This is a genomic window from Leucobacter chromiiresistens (genome assembly GCF_900102345.1).
Lineage (GTDB): Bacteria > Actinomycetota > Actinomycetes > Actinomycetales > Microbacteriaceae > Leucobacter > Leucobacter chromiiresistens.
The window spans coordinates 2,374,112-2,393,698 of sequence record NZ_FNKB01000001.1; the positions used below are offsets into that span (position 1 = coordinate 2,374,112).

A 19,587-nucleotide genomic window follows, 5' to 3' on the forward strand; every position below is an offset into this window, starting at 1 on the left:
AAACGATAGTCACGACGTGGCGGTCTTCACACGTCACCTCTCGCTAACATATCGATCATGAGCACCTGGAGCTACGACGAACGTGTCCTTTTGGGCAGCGGAGGCTTTGGCGCCGTGTACGGCGCAACAGGACCTAAGGGCGAACCCCTTGCAGCGAAAGTGGTGAAGAGAGTTAGCGGCTCGTCTCGCGAGCAACTCGTCGTATCTGGGCTCCCCGAGTCACCCCACATTGTGCCGGTACTTCACGTGGAGGAGACGCCGGGGTCCTTCGTGTTGTACATGCCGAGAGCTACTACGTCTCTGCGCGCAAGAATGAGTGAGCCTCTTACTCTGACAGAAGCGCTCAAAATCCTCGGCGATATCGCTCGCGCTCTGGAAATACTTGATGACGCAATCGTGCATCGCGATTTGAAGCCAGAGAACGTACTTCTAGTAAACGGTGCCTGGGCACTGTGTGACTTTGGGATTGCACGATTCGCTGAAGCGACCACTTCTTTGGAAACCCATAAAGGTTCCCTCAGTGCCCCCTACGCTGCACCCGAGCAATGGCGATACGAGCGAGCAACCGGTGCAACCGACGTTTACGCTTTCGGCGTTCTGGCGCATGAACTTATCGCTGGCGAGCGCCCTTTTTCTGGCACACTCGACGAGCTCAGGGACGCCCATCTCACACGGGTTCCCCCGGGAATCGAAGGGCCTCGCAAGCTCGCTTGGACCATTTCAGAGTGTTTAGCAAAAGCGCCTCAGGCAAGACCTACAGCAGCGGCTCTCGTCGTTCGGTTAGACAGCGCAGAAAGTGAAGCAACATCTAAAGCGGCAAGGGCGCTCCAACAGGCCCAAAGCGCTCTCATCTCAGCGCGCGCAACCGAGGAAGCGCGCGTCCAAGCAGAAGCAAGTGAAGAGGAACGACGCGGGCTACTTCTCCTAGCAGCAGAGTCCGGTTATGAGGCTCTCAGCCAGGAGTTGGTCGAGTTCATCGCCGATTCTGCCCCAGACACCGAAGTTACGCGCAAAAGCGGGATCGACCTCACCCTAAATAATGCGCGACTGACGCTCGCTCCGCTCCGGCCTGTGCGTAAAGCCGATCAGCCCTGGGACGTGATTGCGCAATCGAGTGTTCGCGTCGCGATTGGAAGTCCGTCCCGCAGTCACTCACTATACTTCGCTGACTTCGAAAGTCATGGCCGTTACGCGTGGTTCGAACTCGGCTTTATGAACACGTTCAACGCGGATTTCGACAGCGAACCTCGCGAGTTGCCTCCGAAGGAAGGGTTGTTGGCGTTACTTCCCACGATGGCGAGTTACCAACTTGCTTGGGGCGTAAAGCGCCTCGACCCCGGTTCACCCGATGAGTTCGTAGAGTCTTGGGCTGAACGGTTCGGACTAGCAGCGGTGAACAAGTTTCCAAGGCTCTCGCGGCTACCTGATGGCAACCCGGTTCGCCCCTCTGCCATCGGGAGAAACTGAGCTTCTAGTTTCGCAACGACGTTGATCATGTGGCAAAGAGACTTGGTCATGCGATGCCAGCCAACGACGCTTCCGGAGTCAACGCGGCGCTGGCCGCCCGGCAATCCGGTGTTCTATGCCCAGAACGAGAGCAGAGGCCACGCCGAATGGGAATCGCCGCGGCCCTGGTCTGGCCCCAGCCTTTGACGTCTATAGACCCAGGGATGGAGTAGTCGTAGTCCTGACTGGTCCACGCTGAGCGGTGATGTGCCGTTCGGGCGAGCAGAGTGCAGGTTCGGTACGGAGTGCCGCTGCGGCGAGCTCGCGATCGCGCTGACGGTTCCGGGAATGCGCGTGCTCGCGGCCGAGCGGTTCGACGGTGTCGACCCTGTAGAGGTCGCGGTAGCACGCCACGGTGACGGCGCGTCTGCGCCATTCAGCTTCTGCGCCGGGCAGCTGTTCACCGAGCGCTTGCAGCCACGGCTCGCTGTCTGCGATCGCCCGGTCGACGAGCAGCTCAGCGCGGAGCTGGATCGCGAGCTCGCGGTCCTTCAGCGCTTCCCCGACGTCGGGATCTCCGAAGTCGGGGGCCGGTTCGATGAGGCCCGCGATGTGATGCGCCGTGGTGACGCCGCGCAGCTGCTCGGGAGCGTCGAGCGCGTCGGGGTCGATGTCGTACTCGGTGCGCAGCAGGTGCGCGAGGCGGGCGGTGACGCCACGGGTGCTCCCCCGGTCCATGCGCTCCAGGGCGCCGCGCACCGCCTCTTCTAGCGACGTGTCGGCCGCGCCTTCCAGCGCGGAGAGCATGCGCCCGAGTCGCAGGTCTGACCGGGTGGCTTCGGTGTCGATACCGAAGGTGTTCAGGAGGGGTGCGAACCGGGCGTAGGCGCCGTGCTCGCGCAGGTCTTCGAGGTGGGTGGTGAGCCGGTTGTGCAGCACGGCGAGCACGTCGCGGGCGCTGTCGACCTCGCGACTGGCCAGTAGTGAGGTGATCGTGCTCGGGACGTCGTGGCCGCGGCTGTCGAGGCGGCCGATGCTCGCGAGCACGGGCCCGAGATACGGGGAGTCCGGCGACTCGGGATCGACGACGCCGAGCCGCGCGAGCATGGGAAGGTATTCGCGTTCGAGCTGGTCCGCGCTGAGGGTCTGGTACTCGGCCGCGAGCTGCCGGATCGAGCCGATGCGTTCGGCCTCTTCCCGGAGCGTGGTGTGGGCGGCGATGTCGCCTCCCTTCCGGGTGACGACGTACTCCAGGGTCTCTCGCCAGGTGCGCATCATCCCGAGCGCGCCGGGGTCGCCCACGCCGCCGTTCTCGTCGACCACGACATAGGCCTTGTTTGATCACTTCCCGCGCGTCATGGCGACGTAGAACGTCTCCCCGGAGGCGCTGGAATCCACGATCGTGTGGGCGGTGTCGACGGTGCGGCCCTGAGAGCGGTGCGCGGTGGTGGCGTAGGCGAGCTGCACGTGCTCGCGGCAGTAGTCGGCGGGCAGCGTGACGTACTCGTCGCCTGCGACAGCGACGATGTCGCCCGTGTCGGGGTTGATGCCGGCGACGACCCATTCGTCGTTGTTCTTGACCCACCGGTCGTGGTCGGTGCGCAGGGTTCTCGCGTTCTGTCGTGTCACGATCCGATCCCCCGGGGAGGCGACACCGGATGCGATCACGGCCGCCTGCGCCGCGTCGACGGAGCCCTGCTCGATGCGCAGATTGCGGGCGATGGTGTTGAGGCGCTCCACCATCTCGTTCGTGGGGGCGATCAGGAGCGACACGAGCGGTTCGCCGACATCGTTCAGTATTGCCTCGTCCCGTTGCCAGGCGTCAACGGCCTGGTTGATGATCGTTTCTTCGAGGGCCGCGGTGACGCGGTCGTGCTCGATGTAGGCGTCGAGGCCGGCTGTCTTCCCGAGCCGGAGCAGCTTGGAGGCGTCTGCTTCCCAGTCGGCGGCGAAGCGGTGCAGGTTCACGAGCTCGGCGACGTCTTGTCGGTCGGTGGCGAGGAGCCCGAACGCGCCGCCGGCGTCGATGGCCGCCAGCTGCGCCCAGTCGCCCACGAGCAGCAGTTTCGCGCCGGCTGCCTGCACCTGGGCGCGGATCGCGTCGAGCGCGATCGTGCCCCCGATGGAGGCTTCATCGACGATCATCAGCTCGCCCGCACGCAGCTGGTAGTCGATGCCGTCTTTGGTGTCGGTGCCGCGCGCGGTTTCGTGGAGCCACTTCGCGGTGTTCTCGGTCTGAATGCCGAGCGATTCCGCGAGCACTTCTGCCGCCCGGGCGGTGGGGGCGAGTCCGCGCACGGTGCCGGCGCCGTGCGTGAGCTCCCACAGCTCGAGGAGCTTTTCGAGGCTCGTGGTCTTGCCGGCTCCCGCGGGCCCGACGAGCAGGTCGACCGGGCGACCGCTCGTGGCGACGTTCGCGACCGCGGCCGCCTGGTCGGTGGAGAGGATGCGGCCCTCGCCCCCTGTGGGCTGACCGATGTGCTCGTCGACGACGACCTGGTCGACCGAGGGCCCGCCGCGGGATCGGCCGGCCTCGAGGAGGCGGTCTTCGGCGTCCCACACCTCGCGGGTGGTGAAGAGGTCGCGCGCTTCGGGCTGGAACATGTCCTCGCCGTCGGCCGTGCGGAACCGGTGCGGGGTGTGCAGTTCGTTCTTCGGGGTGAGCGGAATGGCTTGCGAGATCACGAGGTCGACGACGCGCTTGGCGACTTGGTCCCGGTCTGCCGGTGACCGGAACCTCCAGCCGTCGATCGCGCGCAGCGCCTCCGTCTCGGCGTTGCGTCTCCCCCACGTCGCTCGTTTGATGGCGAGGGTGTTCAGCACGAACTCTGCCGCGTCACGCGCTGCGTCGTCGTCGACGTCGTCCTGCCGAAACGACCACAGCGGGTAGTCAGCCTTCTGCGCCGCGGCGCTGTCAACGAGACGGTCTGCGAACAGGAAGGAGTCGCCGACGTGCGGGCGCGCCCGGTGCCGCCAGTTCTGCGTGAGGTCGCGCAGCGAGCGGACACGCTTCGCGGCACGGGTGCGCAGCGTAGAGTGCTGCCGCATCTTCACGATGGTCCGGTCCGAGGGGCGGCGTCCGTGCTTCTCGACGTACTTCGCGATCTCGCGGTCGACGTGCTCGTTGATGTGCTTCGAACGGGTCGAATATTCGTCCACGAGCGTCTTGGGGACGCCGTCGATCTGCCACTTCACTGACCCCGTCCCGGTGCCGTTGTCGATCGCGAACTGGTGGCGTGCGGCCGGCGTATCCGCCCGTCCGCGCTCTGCGAGCCATTCCCGGTACTGCTCGGGCCGCTCCAGCACGTCCTCCACCGTCCAACTGACGCCGAAGCGTGCGGAGAGCTCGTCCATGAGCACCCCGTCGTAGAAGGCGCTCGCGGTCGCGACGACGGGCATGAGCGACCAGCGGGAGTCGATGGTGCGCCAGCGCCCGTCCTCGCCCTGGACCCGGTTGGAGACGAGCATGTGGGTGTGCAGCTGGGGGTCTCCCTCCCGGGAGTCCCAGTGGTCGAACATCGCGGCGGAGATCCCGAGCACGTGCGCCTGAGCAACGCCGTCGGTTCCGGTTCGGGTGCGGATGATGTCGGTTTCGAGCTTCTCGATCGTCGCCTGGATCGCGGCGTGATGGGCCTGCCGAATCTGGTCCTTCAGCTCGGGGTCCGCGAGCGCCCACCACGACGACACGCTCTTTGGCGGGGCGAACACGAACTCGAAGCCGGCAACCGACTGCCGTTCGGGCGTCTCGATGACTTCTTGCCGGATGCGATCGCTGAGCTCTTCGAACTCGGCCGGGGTGAGGTCGCGGTTCTCCGGGGCGGCGGCCGCCTCCTTGATCTTCTCCGCGATGCGCTGCTCGAGCGGGGCGAGCGTGTTGTACTTGCGGCCGAGTCGCCCCCCGGTGATGGGGTGCACGCCGTCGCCGAAGAGCGCGACCAGGTGCGTCTCGCCGACCTCGCTGCGGGGGTTGAGGCCGAGGCCGGCGAGGCCGGCGCCCGCCCATGTCCCGGGCGGAGTGCCGTTCGCCATGTAGTACGCGGCCTTCCCTTCGGCGCGGTCGATGGTGTGCTCGTCGGCGACAGTGTTCAGGAGGTAGCCCCACGCGTCGCGGCTCGCACCGATCAGGGTGACGGTCAACATGGTCAGTTCTCGTTTCTCGTGGTTGCTCGTTGCGCGCGCTTGCGACACGTCGCATCGCAGTAGGTGCGGCGTTTGGTCTTGGTCGGTGAGAGTGGGTGCTCGCACCAGGCGCAGAACGATGACGAGAGATCTCCGTTCTCGCGGTATGCCCGTTTTCTGCATCGGGCGGAGCAGTACATGTGGCGTGGATTGCGCGGTTCGGGCAGGAACACGTTGTTGCACTTCGCCGCGGCGCACGAGTACAGCAGCATCCCGGAGAGCGTGACTTCGCGGCGCTCGCGCGCTTCGGCGACGAGCCGCCGGCATCGGTCGCTGCAGAACTTACGCTGCTTGGTCGGAGTGATGAACGTCTTCTCGCACCCAGGCCGCGCGCACCGGGTCCGCCAACCGCTGCCCTCGTCTTGCGGAGCGGCGGGATGCGCGAGTCCGCGCGAGCGGCGGACCCGCGATTCGAACTCTCGCTGACTCCTCGTCTTCATCTCAGGCGGGGGACTCGACTGGTCGAGCTTCGATATGAATCAGGGTGAGTGGGCACGGCATGGGGGACCTCCGCGTCAGTTTTCAGGGTGGCTTTCACGGAGAAGATGCGGGGTCGCGCGCAGCTCGTGTCACGGAACGCGGGACGCGTTACCCCTCGAATGCCAGTGGTGTATGGAGAAAGTGCGGCGAAATGCAATGGAGCCGGACAGAGCAGCGCGGGCGCTGCGAGCGATGACAGGCAGGCAGGGAACGAGCGGGACGCATAGGTGACGGCGATGTCGACGGTCGAGGGAGGAAGGGGGTGTGACGGCGAGCGTGGATCGGGGCGGCTGCGGCGCGTAGCTCTCCCCCTCCGAGGTGCGCGCCCGTCCCCTTCTACGGGGCATGAGCGATCACCACACCCCAGCAGGAGCCGCGATCGTGCAGTGCACGTTCTGCTACTTCCCGAACATCCTCGGCGCCGACGAGCAGGACGCGCTGTGCAAGAACTGCGGGCTCGACCTCACCCGCCTGGCGTCGACGGAACATCGCGCCGAGACGGCCGACCAGGACGCGGCCCCTGAGCCGGTCGCACCGCTGAACGATGCCGGTACCGACGTCGACCCGATCAAGGAATTACTCGGCGACGCAGCAGCGGAGCGACCGGCACCCGCGGGCACGACGGAGCCCGCGCCGGCGGCCGCTATGTCCGCTCGCCTTCGCGATCACGACGCGACAGCGAAGCCGAAGGAGTCGCCGAAGCGGCGGGCGGCGATCCACCCGTGGGTCATCGCCGGCGCGTTTGGCGTCGCGATCCTGGGCGCCACCATCACGACATGGGTCGTGCTCTCCGCGCCCGCGAATGTCGCGACACCGGCAGCAGCACAGCAGCAGGAGGAGATACCGATCAACCTCGCAGGCTGGAACGCGACACCCAACTGGTCGATCGACGCGACAGCCGAAGCGACAGCCGAGCGCGCCGACGGCGCGACACTCCTTATCGCCACCACGACACAGGCGACCATCGTGGACACGGAAACCGGCGACACGATCGCGACGCACGACCTCACCGGCGACGCGACACCGCTCACGTACTGGGCCGACGACACGGCGCTCGTCGTCGACGGCGACACCCTGCACCTCTGGGGCCCGACAACCGAGACAGGCGACAGCGACACTGCGTGGGCGACAGCGGAGCTCGGCGACGCGACCTTGTCGGTGCGGGGCGACGCGATCTTCGCTGTCGCGGAGGTTGGCGCGAAGTACGACATCATGGGCGCGGACGCGACACGCACCGCTGTCGCCGTCCCGACCCCGGGCGCCGTCCCGGTCGCCGCGACGGGCGACACGATCACCTGGGGCACGAACAAGGGTGTCGCCTACCTCACCGGATGCGACGGGAGCGACAAGCGCGACGTCCCCCTCACTGCGCCGAGCGACACGGCGACCGTGTCGCGATGGATCAGCGGCGACGCGAAGCACGTCTATGTCGTGTGGAGTGACGGCGACACCGACACTGTCGCCGTCCACGCGCTGGACACCGGCGACGCCGTATCCAGCCACCCCCTCGCAGCAGACCGAGATGCGGCAGCGACAGCGACCCGGGACGGGGCTCATGTCGCATACGCCGGTCTGCTGATCGATGCGACGACAGGTGCCTTCATCGAGACCAGCCGCGACATCGACGACGCCGTCGGTGGGCGGTTCGTAACCCACGATCCGCTGTCCCTCGTCAACCCGGCCGGAGGGGCGACACCGCTGGAAGGCGACACCGTGACCCTGCTGGCCATGTCACCCGACGGCGACCTCGTCGTCGACACCGGCGACACGATCGCCTCCCTCAGCCCGGACAGCAAGAACGCGGGAGTGCAGACGTCGTGATCTCTCTCGTGAAGCGCGGCCGAGCTCGTGGACCTCCCACGCGGCCTGCGACCAAACCACCCCACCTACGGAAGAAGAACACTGTGAAGACCAGAACCCTCATCACCGCAGCAGGCGCTGCAGGAATCGTCCTCGTCCCGACCGCGGCGATCGCGGACGACACCCCCGAAGCTCCCTCCCCCGCGACCGACCACGTCGCGGCTGAGACAACGGCGATCCCGTCGAACTGCGAGCCGGTGCCGGGGCCGGCCGATTCGGCGGCCGAGATCTCCGCCACCGATCCCGGCGTCGTGAGCGCCGAGGCCGTTAGCGTCCCGCTAGACTGCGAACCGTCGATGACGCCCTGGCTCCCGAGGGACGCGATCATCGACCCGGTCGAGCCCACCGATCCCGTCGACCCGGTGACGCCCACCGATCCCGTCGATCCGGTCGACCCGGTGACTCCCACCGACCCGGTGACGCCGACCGATCCGGTCGATCCGGTGACACCGACCGATCCCACTACTCCGGTGGAGCCGACGGCGCCGGTCGAGCCGGTCGGCCCGGAGACTCCCGGCGGCCAGGTCGAAGCAGGGCCGTTCGATCCGGGCGTCACCACCGACGAGACCGTCTACCCGGTGGCCTGGACCGAGACGCCATACCTGCCGGGTCAGGGTGTGCAGCAGGTGGGCGGCCCGGGCGCTCTGGCGACGGCCGGCGGAGAGACCACGTTCGGCATCGGCGCGGGAGCGGCTGCGGCCCTGGCCGCGGGCGCGGGCCTGTTCGCGTTCGGTCGCCGCAAGCGCGCTGTCGCCGCCCAGGATGGGGCGGCGTGACGGTGAGCACGATGACCGGCACCATCGTCATGCACAAGTGCGGTCACGCGCACGCGCGTGACCTCTCCGACACCGCGGCTTCCCAACGCGCTAAGAAGGCAGAGTGGTGGTCGACGCAGGAGTGTAAAGCCTGCGCCGCCGAGACGTGGAAGGCGAAGCAGCGGGCGAAGCCGCTCTCGAAGGAGCGGAAGGCCGAGCACGCGGCGCACCGTCAGGCCGCGCTCGAGGACGCTCGACGGCTGGATCTGCCGCCGCTGCAGGGCTCGGAGAAGCAGGTGGGGTGGGGTACCGATCTTCGCTACGACGCGCTGCGGAACCTGTACGTGGAGCTCGTGCAGTCCGAGCGCATGACGGAGTACGACTACGACGAGCAGGTCATCACGCTAGCTCGCCGCATCAACCGGGCGAAGTTCTGGATCGACCACAAAGAGTCGTCGGTCGACGACTTCCTCCTGGACCTCACAGACCCCGGCGATCAGAACATCGATACGGAGAACCCGTTCTAGCGGGCTGAGCCTCATCCTGAGAGACAGAGCGTCCTGCCGCGGTGGTGACCGTGGCAGGGCGCTCTCGAGTTGTCCCGGGGCTGCTAGTCGATGCGCTGCCAGCTCAGGATCATCGCGCCTTTCGGTATCGGGCAGGCGATTTTCGCGGCATCCCAGGTGTATGCTTCGGCCCCCTTGATGAGTTCGCTGACGAGATCGCCGGCCTTGCGGAGATGGCGTTGGTCACCGGGGATGTTGGTGGCATTCGGGTAGATGAGAGCTGCAGCGCGCATACGCTCAGGATAGATGCGTGCCCATAGACCACAGCGCCCCGGCACGGTGTGAACCGTGCCGGGGCGCTGTGCGGCTACCGAGTGCTGTGCTCAGTACGACGGCGACGCCGTGGGCGCCTGGTGGTGATGCTGCGCGACCGAGGGGGCTCGCAGCGCTTCCTGGGTGGCCTGTTCGCGGACGCGTGCGTTCACCCAGTCGGTCGCGAGCTCGATGAGTTCTTTGATCTTCGCGGGCTCGTAGTTGCGGGTCTCCGCGGACTCCCATGAGCCGTTCTGCGAGCGCCGGGCGATGTCGATGTCCCACGAGTTGGGAACGCGGTCGACGTCTGAAGAGTCGGTGCCGACGTACTGCTCGGTGACGGCGAAGCGGTGCCCCCCGGCGTTGTTCTCGATGACGAAATGGCCGGGTGCGAACGCGTCGGGATCGCCGTCGTAGCACCAGACGGCTTCGTCATGCCGCGCGGTGATAGTGCGCAGCGCCTGATCGAGCTGCATCATCGCGGCTTCGCGCGCGTGGCGTTGGCTGCTGGTTTCGAAGGCGAGTTCGACGTCCTGGTGCTCGTCGACGCGGAGGATGTAGCCGGCCTCGGTCTTCTGCATCCATCCGGTGAAGACCGTCTCACCGAATTCGTCGGTGAGATCGACTTTGCCGTAGTCGTCGGAGTCGGTGCCGGCGTCGGTCGGCCAGGGTTTGGGCTCGAGCCGCCCTCCGGTGTCATAGGGATTCAGGTTCGTGGGCATCAGCGTCTCCTTGCTGGTGGTACTCCCCCGTTCGTGATCCGTTCGGAATCTCGGGGCTCACCGTATAGACGCAGGGCTCAGCGCACCTTTCGGTTCCAGGTCCACCTCGAGCGGTTCAGTACAGCTCGCAACGTTCACATGCCATATCCGAGGGCGCCGCGACGCCTCAGTTGGCGAGGTCGCAAGCTCCCCACAGCCCGGCGCCGGCAGCGCGCGCGGCGTTCTCCGCGCTGCGGAAGTCTGCCTGCCCCGCGTACGGCTTGGAGTAGGTGTATTCGTATCCGGCGCCTTGCTGCAGGAGCTGCTCGGCCACGTTTCCGGTGTCGGTGTACAGGTGGCGGAGCAGCCGCCCGTACCGGTCCACGTCGCCTTGGGACGGGTCGCTGACGAGTTCGACGTCCTTCCCGTCGAGGAGGTCGACGAGCGCGGTGCGGGCTTCTTGGGCCCAGCACTCGTCTGGGGTCTTGCCTCGCCCGATCTCGGGGGTGTCGATCCCGATGACCCGGATGCGGTTTACGGTGCCGGCGGCGTCGACGGTCTTGATCGTGTCGCCGTCGACCACGGCCGTCACCTGCTGTGTCGTCGAGTCCCCGGGGCGCTCAGGGCTCGTGGTAGGGGTGTCGATGTCGATGTTCTGTGCGGCGATGACGGCGGCGATCGCCGCGGCTGCGAGTGTGATGGCGAGCTTGGTGATGCGGTTGGCAGTGCGCTTGTTCATGGTTCCTCGTTGGAGAGTCGCCCGCGACGGAGCGTAAGTGACGGTTCGATGAGTTGCTGAAGTCGGCACTCGTGACGCTTCCTCGCGCCTAGATGCGGTGGGGCGCGCTGTTCCGGGTTTCTATCACGATGATGCTTCGTTCCTGCTCTCCCGGTTTCTGGCTATGCGCAAGGCATCCCCGCAATGGTTTCGAGCTGGCGGTTTCCCAGCGCCTTCGGAAATACGTTAGGCCGATCCACCGTCACCAAGCCTTTCCAAAGGGCGCTCTGCGCCCGCGGCCAGAATGCATGCGCAGCGGGCAGGCTGGCCCGACCGGAAGCCGCTCTGTATTTCTCCGCCCGCTCCGCCGCTGATCGATCCGGTCGCGCCTGCCGCACGACGTGCCGAGGCCTGCAGCGGCGTCGGCGTCGAGCATGTTACCACCTGCTACGGTCCGAGCGACGAGCTGCGATACGCTCGCGAGAGGGGTGTGTGAGCCGATTCGAGAGGAGAGAGCACCCTGATGGGTCACTTGGTTTACGACGGAAGATCGTACGAATTCGAGGATCGTCTGCTCGTGCATTTGCAGATCGTCATCCAGCAGAAGCTCGCGAAGCAGGAGCACTTCTTCTTCACATGGCACCCGAGCGGCCGCCCGGACAACGAGATGACGATCTGGGTATCGCCACACGTTCACCTCGGATTCCGCTACTCCGGGAGCCGTCACCCGAAGACCAGCAAGGCGTGGCTCGTCGCGCTGAACGCGATCTCGTACTCACCTCGTGGTCTGATCGCGGTTGGCGAAGAGGAGGCGGCTCGATATCTTCGCGAGAACCCGGGCGTGAGATAGCTCAACCGCAATCAGTCGGACCGCTGGAGCACTCCCCGTGGTTTTTGCAGATGTTCTCGAGCGGTGATGCCGCGATTAGGCGGGAGTCGCTTTCGCGGTACGCGACTGCATACGGGAACGTGTTTTGGGGAGCGAATACAGAGTGCGCCGTACCGAGGAAGACGTTTGCGAGGATGCACAATGGAAGAACGATCCCAATGTCGAGAATTGAGTTGAACGTATGCGAGATGCATTCCCCGGGCATTACCCCCCGAATGACGAAGAACGATCTGCAATGTGGTCAGAGGGCCTGATCGTTCTTAATACCAATGCTCTTCTCAATCTGTTCAAGTACTCGAAGAATACGCGTGCAGAGTTTTTCGCAGCACTCGACAGCAAGAAGGATCAGCTTTGGTTGCCCTTTCAAGTCGGCGTAGAGTTTCACCGAAATCGACGCGGAGAGATTAGGGCGCTCGAAGATCACTTCACCACACTTAAGGACACTGTTGGAACAGCAGAAAAGCAGATCCTCGGTGAGATAAATCGCTTCCGAAACCACCCGGCGGTCGATCGCGCCAAGCTGCAGGACACGGTGAAAGGCTCCCTGAAGCGATTCACAAACGAAGTGGTTCGACTCGAAGGTGAGTATAAGAAATCCGTTATCGAACCGAAGGTTCACGAAAAGACAACTGAGACGATCGCTGCGCTTTACCAGGGAAAAATCGGACCCGAGCCGACTCAGTCGGAACTGGATGCGTTTTACAAGGAAGGCGAAGCTCGATACGAGGCCAAGATTCCGCCCGGCTACAAGGATATTCAGAAACCGGAGCCGCGACGATACGGCGATTTGATCATTTGGAAGCAAATACTCGATAAGGCTAGAGATGTCGCGAAACATGTGATATTCGTCACCGATGACACGAAGGAAGACTGGTGGCTTATCGAAGGGGCCAAGAAAGTCAGCGCACGACCTGAGCTCGTCCACGAATTCGACAGGGAGGTCGGTAAACGCGTGCACTTTTACACTCCTGATCGGTTTGTGCAGGAGATTCGCAGCGGAGTTGGCGGGAGCGCCGCGGCGGACGCGGTGAACGAGATCGCATCGATATCCGAGTACGAGGCGCAAAAGCAGGCCGCTGCAAGAGAGGGCCGCCGACGCAAGGGATTGCGAGATCAGCGACTTGAAGTGCTGACGAGGGAACAGACACTTAGAACTAAGGTCCGCATGTTGGACGCTGAGCTCCAAGACCTCGCGTCCTCCGAGAACCTTACCCGTCGTGAAGCAGATAGATTGTTTGAAATTACGAAGGTGCGGGCCTCACTTCAATCAGAGCTTGACGAGCTGCGAAGAGATGTTGAGAAGCTGCGGAAGCTGAATAGCGCTAGCTCATCCCTTCGAGCTCGTCAAGAACGCCACTGGCTCCCTTTTTCTGTGGAATCGTCGTTGCCTGAAGAAGCAACGCTGGATCTGCCAAATGATTGGCAGGATTCCTGATCGGTGAGCAGAGGCTGCTCGAGAACGGCGCAGCCTCCGTCGCTTGAGAAGCCGAGCAGGACGGCTTCTCACGTCGGCTTCCCCCCGTAACCAGACAATGCTCGCTAGCTCCCCGCCGGCTTTACGACGTCGCGTCCTTCGACACGCCAGTAGATTGGCGCGTTGTCGGGAGCGCGAAGCATAATGGGCACTCGAACATATGTTCGATGATTGCGGGGGCGGTTATGTGGGTGGAAGAGGTGCGGGCGCTCGATCCTGACGCGCCCGCCGGCACCGTCCCCTTCGCGGACGTCGAGGCTGCGTGCGGCTTCCCCTCCCCCGCACAGGACTACGAGACCACCGAGATCGACCTGAACGAGCACCTCATGCCGAACCGGGTCTCCACCTTTCTGATTCGCGCGCGCGGCAACAGCATGACCCGTGCTGGGATCTACGACGGCGACGAGCTGATTGTGGACCGCTCGATCCGCCCAGAAGACGGGCATGTCGTCGTCGCCGTTGTCGACGGCGAGATGACGGTGAAACGGCTCCGTGTGACGCGCGCCGGCGTGATCCTCTCGGCCGAGAACCGCCAGCATCCCGACATCGAGGTCGCCGAGCTATCGGAGCTGCACATCTGGGGTGTCGTCACGAGGAGCCTGCACCGTGTGCTCCGAGCGTAGACGGATGATCGCGCTCGTGGACTGCGAGTCCTTCTATGCGAGCTGCGAGCGGGTCTTCGAACCCTCCTTGTACGGCCGGCCCGTGGTGGTCCTCTCGAACAACGACGGCTGCGTCGTGGCGATGTCGCGTGAGGCGAAGGCGCTGCAGGTCGAGATGGGTGCCCCGTGGTTCAAGATTAAGGACTGGGCTGCCAGTGCCGGCGTCGTCGCCCGTTCGAGTAACTATGAGCTCTACGGCTCGCTCTCTGCGCGAGTGATGAACCGTCGAATGTTGCAGCGGATGCAACTGTTGACGCTCGCAAACGAGGACTATTGGTCTCGGTTGGGCTGGTCCGCTCTGACTCTAACTGCGAGATCACGCGTCTCCCAAGATCCGACTTGACTCGGTGATGCACTGTCCCATACTTTGTTGCATCTAATGCAAGATTTTGGGAGCGCTCCAGCTGCACTTCGACTGGTCACCTCGGCGTCGAACGTCGCTTTGGCGAACCCGGAGCAGCAGGTCTTCGACGCGATGATGGACGGCTGGCGGAATCAGCAGCTGTCGCGAGGGCTCCGTGAGCAGACCATCCAGAACCGCACGGCGACGGTGGCCCGCTTCCGGGATTTCGTGGACAAGCCGCCGTGGAGGTGGACGGTCGCGGACGTTGACGAGTTCACGAGAGAAGCCACCGATCGCACTCTGACGCTGTCCACCCTGCGTCACCACCATGGCGCAATCCGTGGGTTCTGCGACTACCTGACGAATCCGTTGTACGACTGGATGGAGATCTGCGATCGGGAGTTCGGCGAGATCCCGTCGCAGGTGTGCTTGCCGTGGAACACGGTCGCGCATCGGTTTGAGTTCGAGGGCGATGGAAAGCGCCGGCCGTTCACCTACGACGAGGTGGAGGACCTGTTCGACACCGCTGACGCCCGGGTCGAGCTGCTCGTGAGCTCGGGACGAAAAGGCGCGCTCGGGGCGCTTCGGGACGCGCAGCTGCTGAAGACGGTCTACGCGTTCGGGCTGCGCCGCACTGAGGCTGTGATGCTCGACACCGTCGACCTGCACCACAACGCCAAGATGCGCCAATGGGGACGTTACGGTGCGATCCACGTGCGCTGGGCGAAGGCGGCGGGAGGCGGCGCTCCTCGTCGTCGCACGGTGCTGCTGGTGCCGGAGTTCGACTGGTGGGTGCCGGGCATGCAGCAGTGGCTCGAGCAGGCCCGGGAGCGGTTTGCGCCCGGTGACGACCTCGACGCGCTCTGGGTGACCGAGCGACGCACCCGCCTGTCCGCCGGCTACCTCGACCGGAGGTTCGCGGAACTGCGCGACGAGGCCGGCCTGTCGAAGGATCTGACGCTGCATAGCCTCCGTCATTCCTACGTCACGCACCTGCTCGAGTTCGGCTACGCCGAGCGATTCGTGCAGGAGCAGGTCGGGCACATGCACGCGTCGACGACGTCGATCTACGCCTCCGTCAGCTCGGACTATAAGAACCGGGTGCTCGCAGAGGCGTTGAAGGCCCTCATCGAAGGAGAAGCGGATGACCGTTGAACTTGAGACCGGATGGAACCTGCGCAGCGTGATGGCGTCACGCGGCATCTTCCAGACCTCCAAGCTGAAACCTCTGCTTGAGGAGCGCGGCATCGACCTCTCCCGCGAGCAGGTCTATCGGCTGGTGACGCAACCGCCGCAACGGGTGCGTCTCGACGTCCTCGCCGCGCTCTGCGACTCGCTGGAGTGCTCCCTCGACGATCTTGTGACAATCACCCGCCGCGAGGCCGCGGCCCCGATCGCCGTGGGCGAAGAAGCGACGCGCGGGTCGATCGGCGATCTCAGGCCCGTTCGCGCCACCATCCGTCGTCCACGCACCAAGTAGACCATCGTGGCCAAACCGCCGCAGGAGCCGCGCGTCGCAGAAGTCGTGATGCTCATCCAGTGGGTCGCGATCGAGATCCCGACGGAACGTCTCGCTGAGATCGTGAACACGGTCGCTCCGGTACCGCTCACGCAACGCCTACTCGAGCTCGCTCTCCTCAAGCAACCCGGAGTCCTCGAAGGACGTCACTCGAATGTGCCGGTGACAGTCCAGGACCTCGCGCACGCGCTCGTCGCTGAGGGCGCGAGTCGGGTCGTCCTGCCGACGTGCGAGTCGTGCGGTCGCGCCGTCCGCATGCCGCACAAGACGCCGAGCGGCGGGCGTCGCTGCTCCCGCTGCGAGCGGAACGCCAGATCCGTCGCATGCGCGACCTGCGACCGGGTGAGGCCGGTGCAGCGCACCATCGATGGGAAGCGATACTGCCGTGAATGCTGGCGTGCTGATCCGCGTTCCTTCGACCACTGCTCACGGTGCGGTCAGCGCGCGACCATCGTTGTCCGTCGTCCCGGGCTCGTCTGCCTGGCCTGCTACACCGCTCCGATCAAAACCTGCGGGCTCTGCGGAGAACCCGGCCGGGTTGCATCCCACCTCGATGGACGGCGCGTCTGTGCCCGCTGCTACTACGCAATGCGTACCCCGCAGCCCTGCCCTGAATGCGGTCGCAAGGTGTTCCTCACCGGGTTCATGAACGCCCAGAAGGTCTGCGCAGACTGCGCCGGCGCGCCGATCACGATGGCGTGCCCCGGCTGCGGCTCGATCGAAGAAGTGCGCAAACACCGCCTCTGCGCCGAGTGTCGGCGGCCGATCACCATCCAGCGGCTTCTCTGCGACGAGACAGACGACATTCGCCCTGAACTTCAGCCTCTTGCGGATTACCTGCTCACGCACCATGGCAAAGCAAATTCTCTGGAGCGATGGCATCACAAGAGCAAGTGCGCCGCCGTGCTCCGCGAACTTGCCGAGGGAACCCTGCCTCTCGCCGCCGATGCGATCATCACCAGAGCCCAGTCGGGGCAGTCCGTGGCATTCCTCCTCTCGCTGCTGGTTCGCTCCGGCGTACTGCCGGAGCTTGACGTCGAGGCCGCGCGCTTCGACCACTGGTTCGAGAAATGGTTATCAGAGGTTGGGCACGCCGAAGACCGGCTTGTCCTGCGCCGGTACTGCACCTGGGAGTTGCTCCGTTCGACGCGCGCATTCCGGGCGGTGTCTCGCGGCCCATCGAACCCTGCGGCTGGGTTCCAGCGGCAACGCGCAGCGCTCAAACACTGCGCCGCGCTCCTGCACGAGATCAGATCGCAACACGAGACGCTCGCCACCTTCCCCCAGCGTCGCCTCGACGCGTTTCTCACGGACTCTCCAAGCCAGCGAGACGCGTTGGCACCCTTCACCCGCTGGCTGCGACGCCACCATCTGAGCACCCTCCGCGTCGAGTTCCGGCCGAGTCGCCTCGAGGGCCGGCACTACGAGTCCGACCACCGATGGCAGATGGCCCGCCGATTCCTCACGGACACGGACATGGACTCCAAGACCCGGGCTGCGGGCCTGCTCGTGCTCCTCTACGGCATCCAGCTCACCCGCATCATCACCCTCACCCGCGATCAGGTCGACGCGACATCCCAGCCCGTGAAGCTCACTATCGGGGCGGAACCGATCGAGCTCCCCAAGGTTCTCGGAGACGCGATCATCGACCTCGTCGACGCGTCGATGCGCCATCCCGAAGGATGGCTATTCCCCGGCAGAAACCCGGGACTCCACCTCACCCCGGGGCCGATCAGTCGCCGCCTCCGCGCCGAAGGGCTCCGCTCCGGAAGCGCACGGACAACCGCCCTCATCGAACTCACCCGGCAGATGCACCCGCGGATCGTGTCCGACTTGCTCGGCATAACACCGGCGTCGGCCGCCGCGTGGTCGCGCCTCGCCAGTGGGGACTGGTCCGACTACCCAAAGATCCGCTCGGCGTCCGATTGATAACGAAGCTCAGCCCAGCAGCGCCTTCGCCGCGTCGGCGAGCGTCCCGGTGCTGGGCTGGTAGTAGGCCCATTTCCCGCGCTGCTCGCGGGTGACCAGGCCCGCCTCGACGAGCAGCTTCATGTGGTGGGAGACCGTCGGCTGCGACAGGCCCACTGGGTCGGTGAGGTCGCAGACGCACATCTCGCCGGCACTGCTGCCGACGATCATGGAGAGCAGCTTCACCCGCGTCGGGTCGCCGAGCGCTTTGAAGACCTTCGCGAGGTCGTGAGCCGTGCCGTCGTCCATCGCCTGGCCGGGGGCGCAGCAGGAGCCTGCGCTGGTGTCGATAGTGACGGGCAGTGCGTTCATGGCTCCATTCTGCCCGACGTATTGACATCTGTCGATATGAGCCTCAAGATCGTTCCTGTCTCACATCGAAGAACGTCAATGCATGGAGGTCGCAGTGAATCCCGTCGTCGTCATCGGTGCCGGTCCGCAGGGACTGGCCGCCGCAGCCCACCTGATCGAGCGCGGGCTCGACACAATCGTCCTGGAGTCCGGCGACGCCACCGCCTCGGCCGTGGTCGAGTGGGGCCACGTGCGCCTGTTCTCGCCGTGGACCGAGCTCACTGATGCTGCCTCGCGACACCTACTGGAGCCGACCGGATGGTCGGCCCCGACGCAGGGCTACCCGACCGGCGCGCAGTGGATCGAGCAGTACCTCGCACCCCTCGCAGAGGCCCTCGGCGACCGCGTGCGCTACGGAGCGGGGGTCGTCGGCGTAGGCCGCAAGGGCCGCGACCTCTCCGTCGACGACGGCCGCGCCGAGCAGCCCTTCGTCGTCCACGTCGAGCGCGCGGACGGCACCGAGGAGCGGATCGAAGCGAGCGCCGTGATCGACGCCTCGGGCACCTGGCGCACACCGAGCCCCGCCGGAGCTGACGGGCTCCCTGCCCTCGGCGAGAGCGCAGCGACAGACGCAGGCCTCCTGGAGCACCGCATGCCCGCGATCGAGGACGCCAGTGCCCTGGCTGGCCAGCACGTCGTGGTCGTTGGCAACGGCCATTCCGCCGCGACCACGATCGGGATCCTGTCGCGGGTGGCCAGGCGCGAGCCGGGGACGCGGATCACCTGGGTGCTGCGCCGCGGCACGGTCGGCAACACCTTCGGCGGCGGCAGCGCCGACGAACTGCCGCAGCGCGGAGCGCTGGGTCAGCGCGCGAAGAAGGCCGTCGAGGACGGCCTCGTGGACCTCGTGACCGGGTTCCGCACCGAGCAGGTCGCCCTCGCCGCCGGCGAGGCGGTGCTGGTGGCAGAGGACGGCCGCCGGCTCGCGCCTGCCGCTCGGGTCTTCGTCGCCACCGGCTTCCGTCCCGACCTGTCCTTCCTCTCCGAGATCCGTCTCGACCTCGACATGCGCCTGCAGGCCCCGTCGAAGATCGCTGCGGAGGTCGACCCGAACGTGCACTCCTGCGGCTCCGTCCGGGCCACCGGCGCGGCCGACCTCGAGCAGCCCGAGCCGGGGTTCTACATCGTGGGAGCGAAGTCCTACGGCCGTGCGCCGACGTTCCTCGCCCTGACCGGGTTCGAGCAGGTGCGCAGCGTCGTCGCCGCGATCGCCGGGGACCGCGAGGCCGCGGAACGGGTGGACCTCGTTCTGCCCGACACGGGCGTGTGCGGCGGCTCGGGGCTCTTCGATGCGCCGGACGAGTCCGCCAGCGCGGGATCGTGCTGCGCGCCGGCCCCGCAGCTCATCCAACTCGGCGTGGGTTCGGCATCCTAGGTTCACTACCCATTGGTTTCAGGTCAGTGCCTGCTGTATAGTTCAGTGC

17 protein-coding genes and 1 pseudogene are annotated in these 19,587 nt (G+C 65.6%); 12 read left to right on the top strand and 6 right to left on the bottom strand.

The window, feature by feature from the left end; genetic code table 11:
* The first annotated feature begins 57 nt into the window (after positions 1–57).
* A complete protein-coding gene (locus BLT44_RS10845; RefSeq protein WP_074690199.1) occupies positions 58–1,467 on the top strand; it encodes a serine/threonine-protein kinase in 1,410 nt (469 codons plus the stop codon).
* Between the two features lie 189 nt (positions 1,468–1,656).
* Here BLT44_RS10845 and BLT44_RS10850 read toward each other — a convergent pair whose 3' ends face one another.
* A complete protein-coding gene (locus BLT44_RS10850) occupies positions 1,657–2,769 on the bottom strand; it encodes a hypothetical protein (RefSeq protein WP_050803129.1) in 1,113 nt (370 codons plus the stop codon).
* Positions 2,770–2,787: 18 nt separating this feature from the next.
* Positions 2,788–5,586, bottom strand: coding sequence for a MobF family relaxase (gene mobF, locus BLT44_RS10855; RefSeq protein WP_050803128.1), 2,799 nt, complete (start codon positions 5,584–5,586; stop codon positions 2,788–2,790).
* A gap of 864 nt (positions 5,587–6,450) precedes the next feature.
* Here mobF and BLT44_RS10860 point away from each other — a divergent pair.
* From BLT44_RS10860 to BLT44_RS10875, 3 genes are all read left to right on the top strand, one after another.
* Positions 6,451–7,926, top strand: coding sequence for a hypothetical protein (locus tag BLT44_RS10860; RefSeq protein ID WP_029608314.1), 1,476 nt, complete (start codon positions 6,451–6,453; stop codon positions 7,924–7,926).
* A gap of 83 nt (positions 7,927–8,009) precedes the next feature.
* On the top strand, positions 8,010–8,741 hold the full coding sequence (locus BLT44_RS15790; RefSeq protein WP_010157063.1) for a hypothetical protein: 732 nt from the start codon (positions 8,010–8,012) through the stop codon (positions 8,739–8,741).
* Positions 8,738–9,247 (top strand): hypothetical protein, encoded by a 510-nt coding sequence (locus tag BLT44_RS10875; protein WP_010157062.1) that lies wholly within the window; start codon positions 8,738–8,740, stop codon positions 9,245–9,247. Before BLT44_RS15790 ends, BLT44_RS10875 begins: the two co-directional genes overlap by 4 nt.
* Positions 9,248–9,330: 83 nt before the next feature.
* Here BLT44_RS10875 and BLT44_RS10880 read toward each other — a convergent pair whose 3' ends face one another.
* From BLT44_RS10880 to BLT44_RS10890, 3 genes are all read right to left on the bottom strand, one after another.
* Positions 9,331–9,519: a hypothetical protein gene (locus BLT44_RS10880; RefSeq protein ID WP_010157060.1), complete on the bottom strand. Its 189-nt coding sequence runs from the start codon at positions 9,517–9,519 to the stop codon at positions 9,331–9,333.
* Between the two features lie 90 nt (positions 9,520–9,609).
* A complete protein-coding gene (locus tag BLT44_RS10885) occupies positions 9,610–10,260 on the bottom strand; it encodes a hypothetical protein (protein WP_010157059.1) in 651 nt (216 codons plus the stop codon).
* Between the two features lie 166 nt (positions 10,261–10,426).
* Positions 10,427–10,978, bottom strand: a complete 552-nt coding sequence (locus BLT44_RS10890) for a thermonuclease family protein (RefSeq protein WP_010157058.1) — start codon at positions 10,976–10,978, stop codon at positions 10,427–10,429.
* Positions 10,979–11,480: 502 nt separating this feature from the next.
* On the opposite strand from BLT44_RS10890, the gene BLT44_RS10895 reads away from it, so the two are divergent.
* From BLT44_RS10895 to BLT44_RS10925, 7 genes and pseudogenes are all read left to right on the top strand, one after another.
* Positions 11,481–11,807 carry a DUF7882 family protein gene (locus BLT44_RS10895; protein WP_010157057.1) on the top strand — a complete coding sequence of 109 codons (327 nt, stop codon included), beginning with the start codon at positions 11,481–11,483 and terminating at the stop codon, positions 11,805–11,807.
* 220 nt (positions 11,808–12,027) lie between these two features.
* Entirely contained in the window at positions 12,028–13,281 is a 1,254-nt protein-coding gene (locus tag BLT44_RS15330) for a PIN-like domain-containing protein (RefSeq protein ID WP_010157056.1), read from the top strand.
* Positions 13,282–13,505: 224 nt separating this feature from the next.
* A complete protein-coding gene (locus tag BLT44_RS10905; protein ID WP_010157055.1) occupies positions 13,506–13,943 on the top strand; it encodes a LexA family protein in 438 nt (145 codons plus the stop codon).
* A gap of 4 nt (positions 13,944–13,947) precedes the next feature.
* A pseudogene (locus tag BLT44_RS10910) lies at positions 13,948–14,202 on the top strand (Y-family DNA polymerase); the annotation flags it as partial.
* 222 nt (positions 14,203–14,424) lie between these two features.
* Positions 14,425–15,480 carry a tyrosine-type recombinase/integrase gene (locus BLT44_RS10915; RefSeq protein ID WP_010157052.1) on the top strand — a complete coding sequence of 352 codons (1,056 nt, stop codon included), beginning with the start codon at positions 14,425–14,427 and terminating at the stop codon, positions 15,478–15,480.
* Positions 15,470–15,805 (top strand): helix-turn-helix domain-containing protein, encoded by a 336-nt coding sequence (locus BLT44_RS10920; protein WP_010157051.1) that lies wholly within the window; start codon positions 15,470–15,472, stop codon positions 15,803–15,805. Before BLT44_RS10915 ends, BLT44_RS10920 begins: the two co-directional genes overlap by 11 nt.
* A gap of 6 nt (positions 15,806–15,811) precedes the next feature.
* The gene (locus tag BLT44_RS10925) at positions 15,812–17,773 is read left to right on the top strand and encodes a hypothetical protein (RefSeq protein WP_231291564.1); all 1,962 of its coding nucleotides are present in this window, start codon (positions 15,812–15,814) and stop codon (positions 17,771–17,773) included.
* Between the two features lie 9 nt (positions 17,774–17,782).
* Here BLT44_RS10925 and BLT44_RS10930 read toward each other — a convergent pair whose 3' ends face one another.
* The gene (locus tag BLT44_RS10930) at positions 17,783–18,124 is read right to left on the bottom strand and encodes an ArsR/SmtB family transcription factor (RefSeq protein ID WP_010157049.1); all 342 of its coding nucleotides are present in this window, start codon (positions 18,122–18,124) and stop codon (positions 17,783–17,785) included.
* A gap of 82 nt (positions 18,125–18,206) precedes the next feature.
* On the opposite strand from BLT44_RS10930, the gene BLT44_RS10935 reads away from it, so the two are divergent.
* Complete coding sequence (locus BLT44_RS10935; protein ID WP_010157048.1) at positions 18,207–19,538, top strand: NAD(P)-binding domain-containing protein; 1,332 nt, start codon at positions 18,207–18,209, stop codon at positions 19,536–19,538.
* Positions 19,539–19,587: the final 49 nt, after the last annotated feature.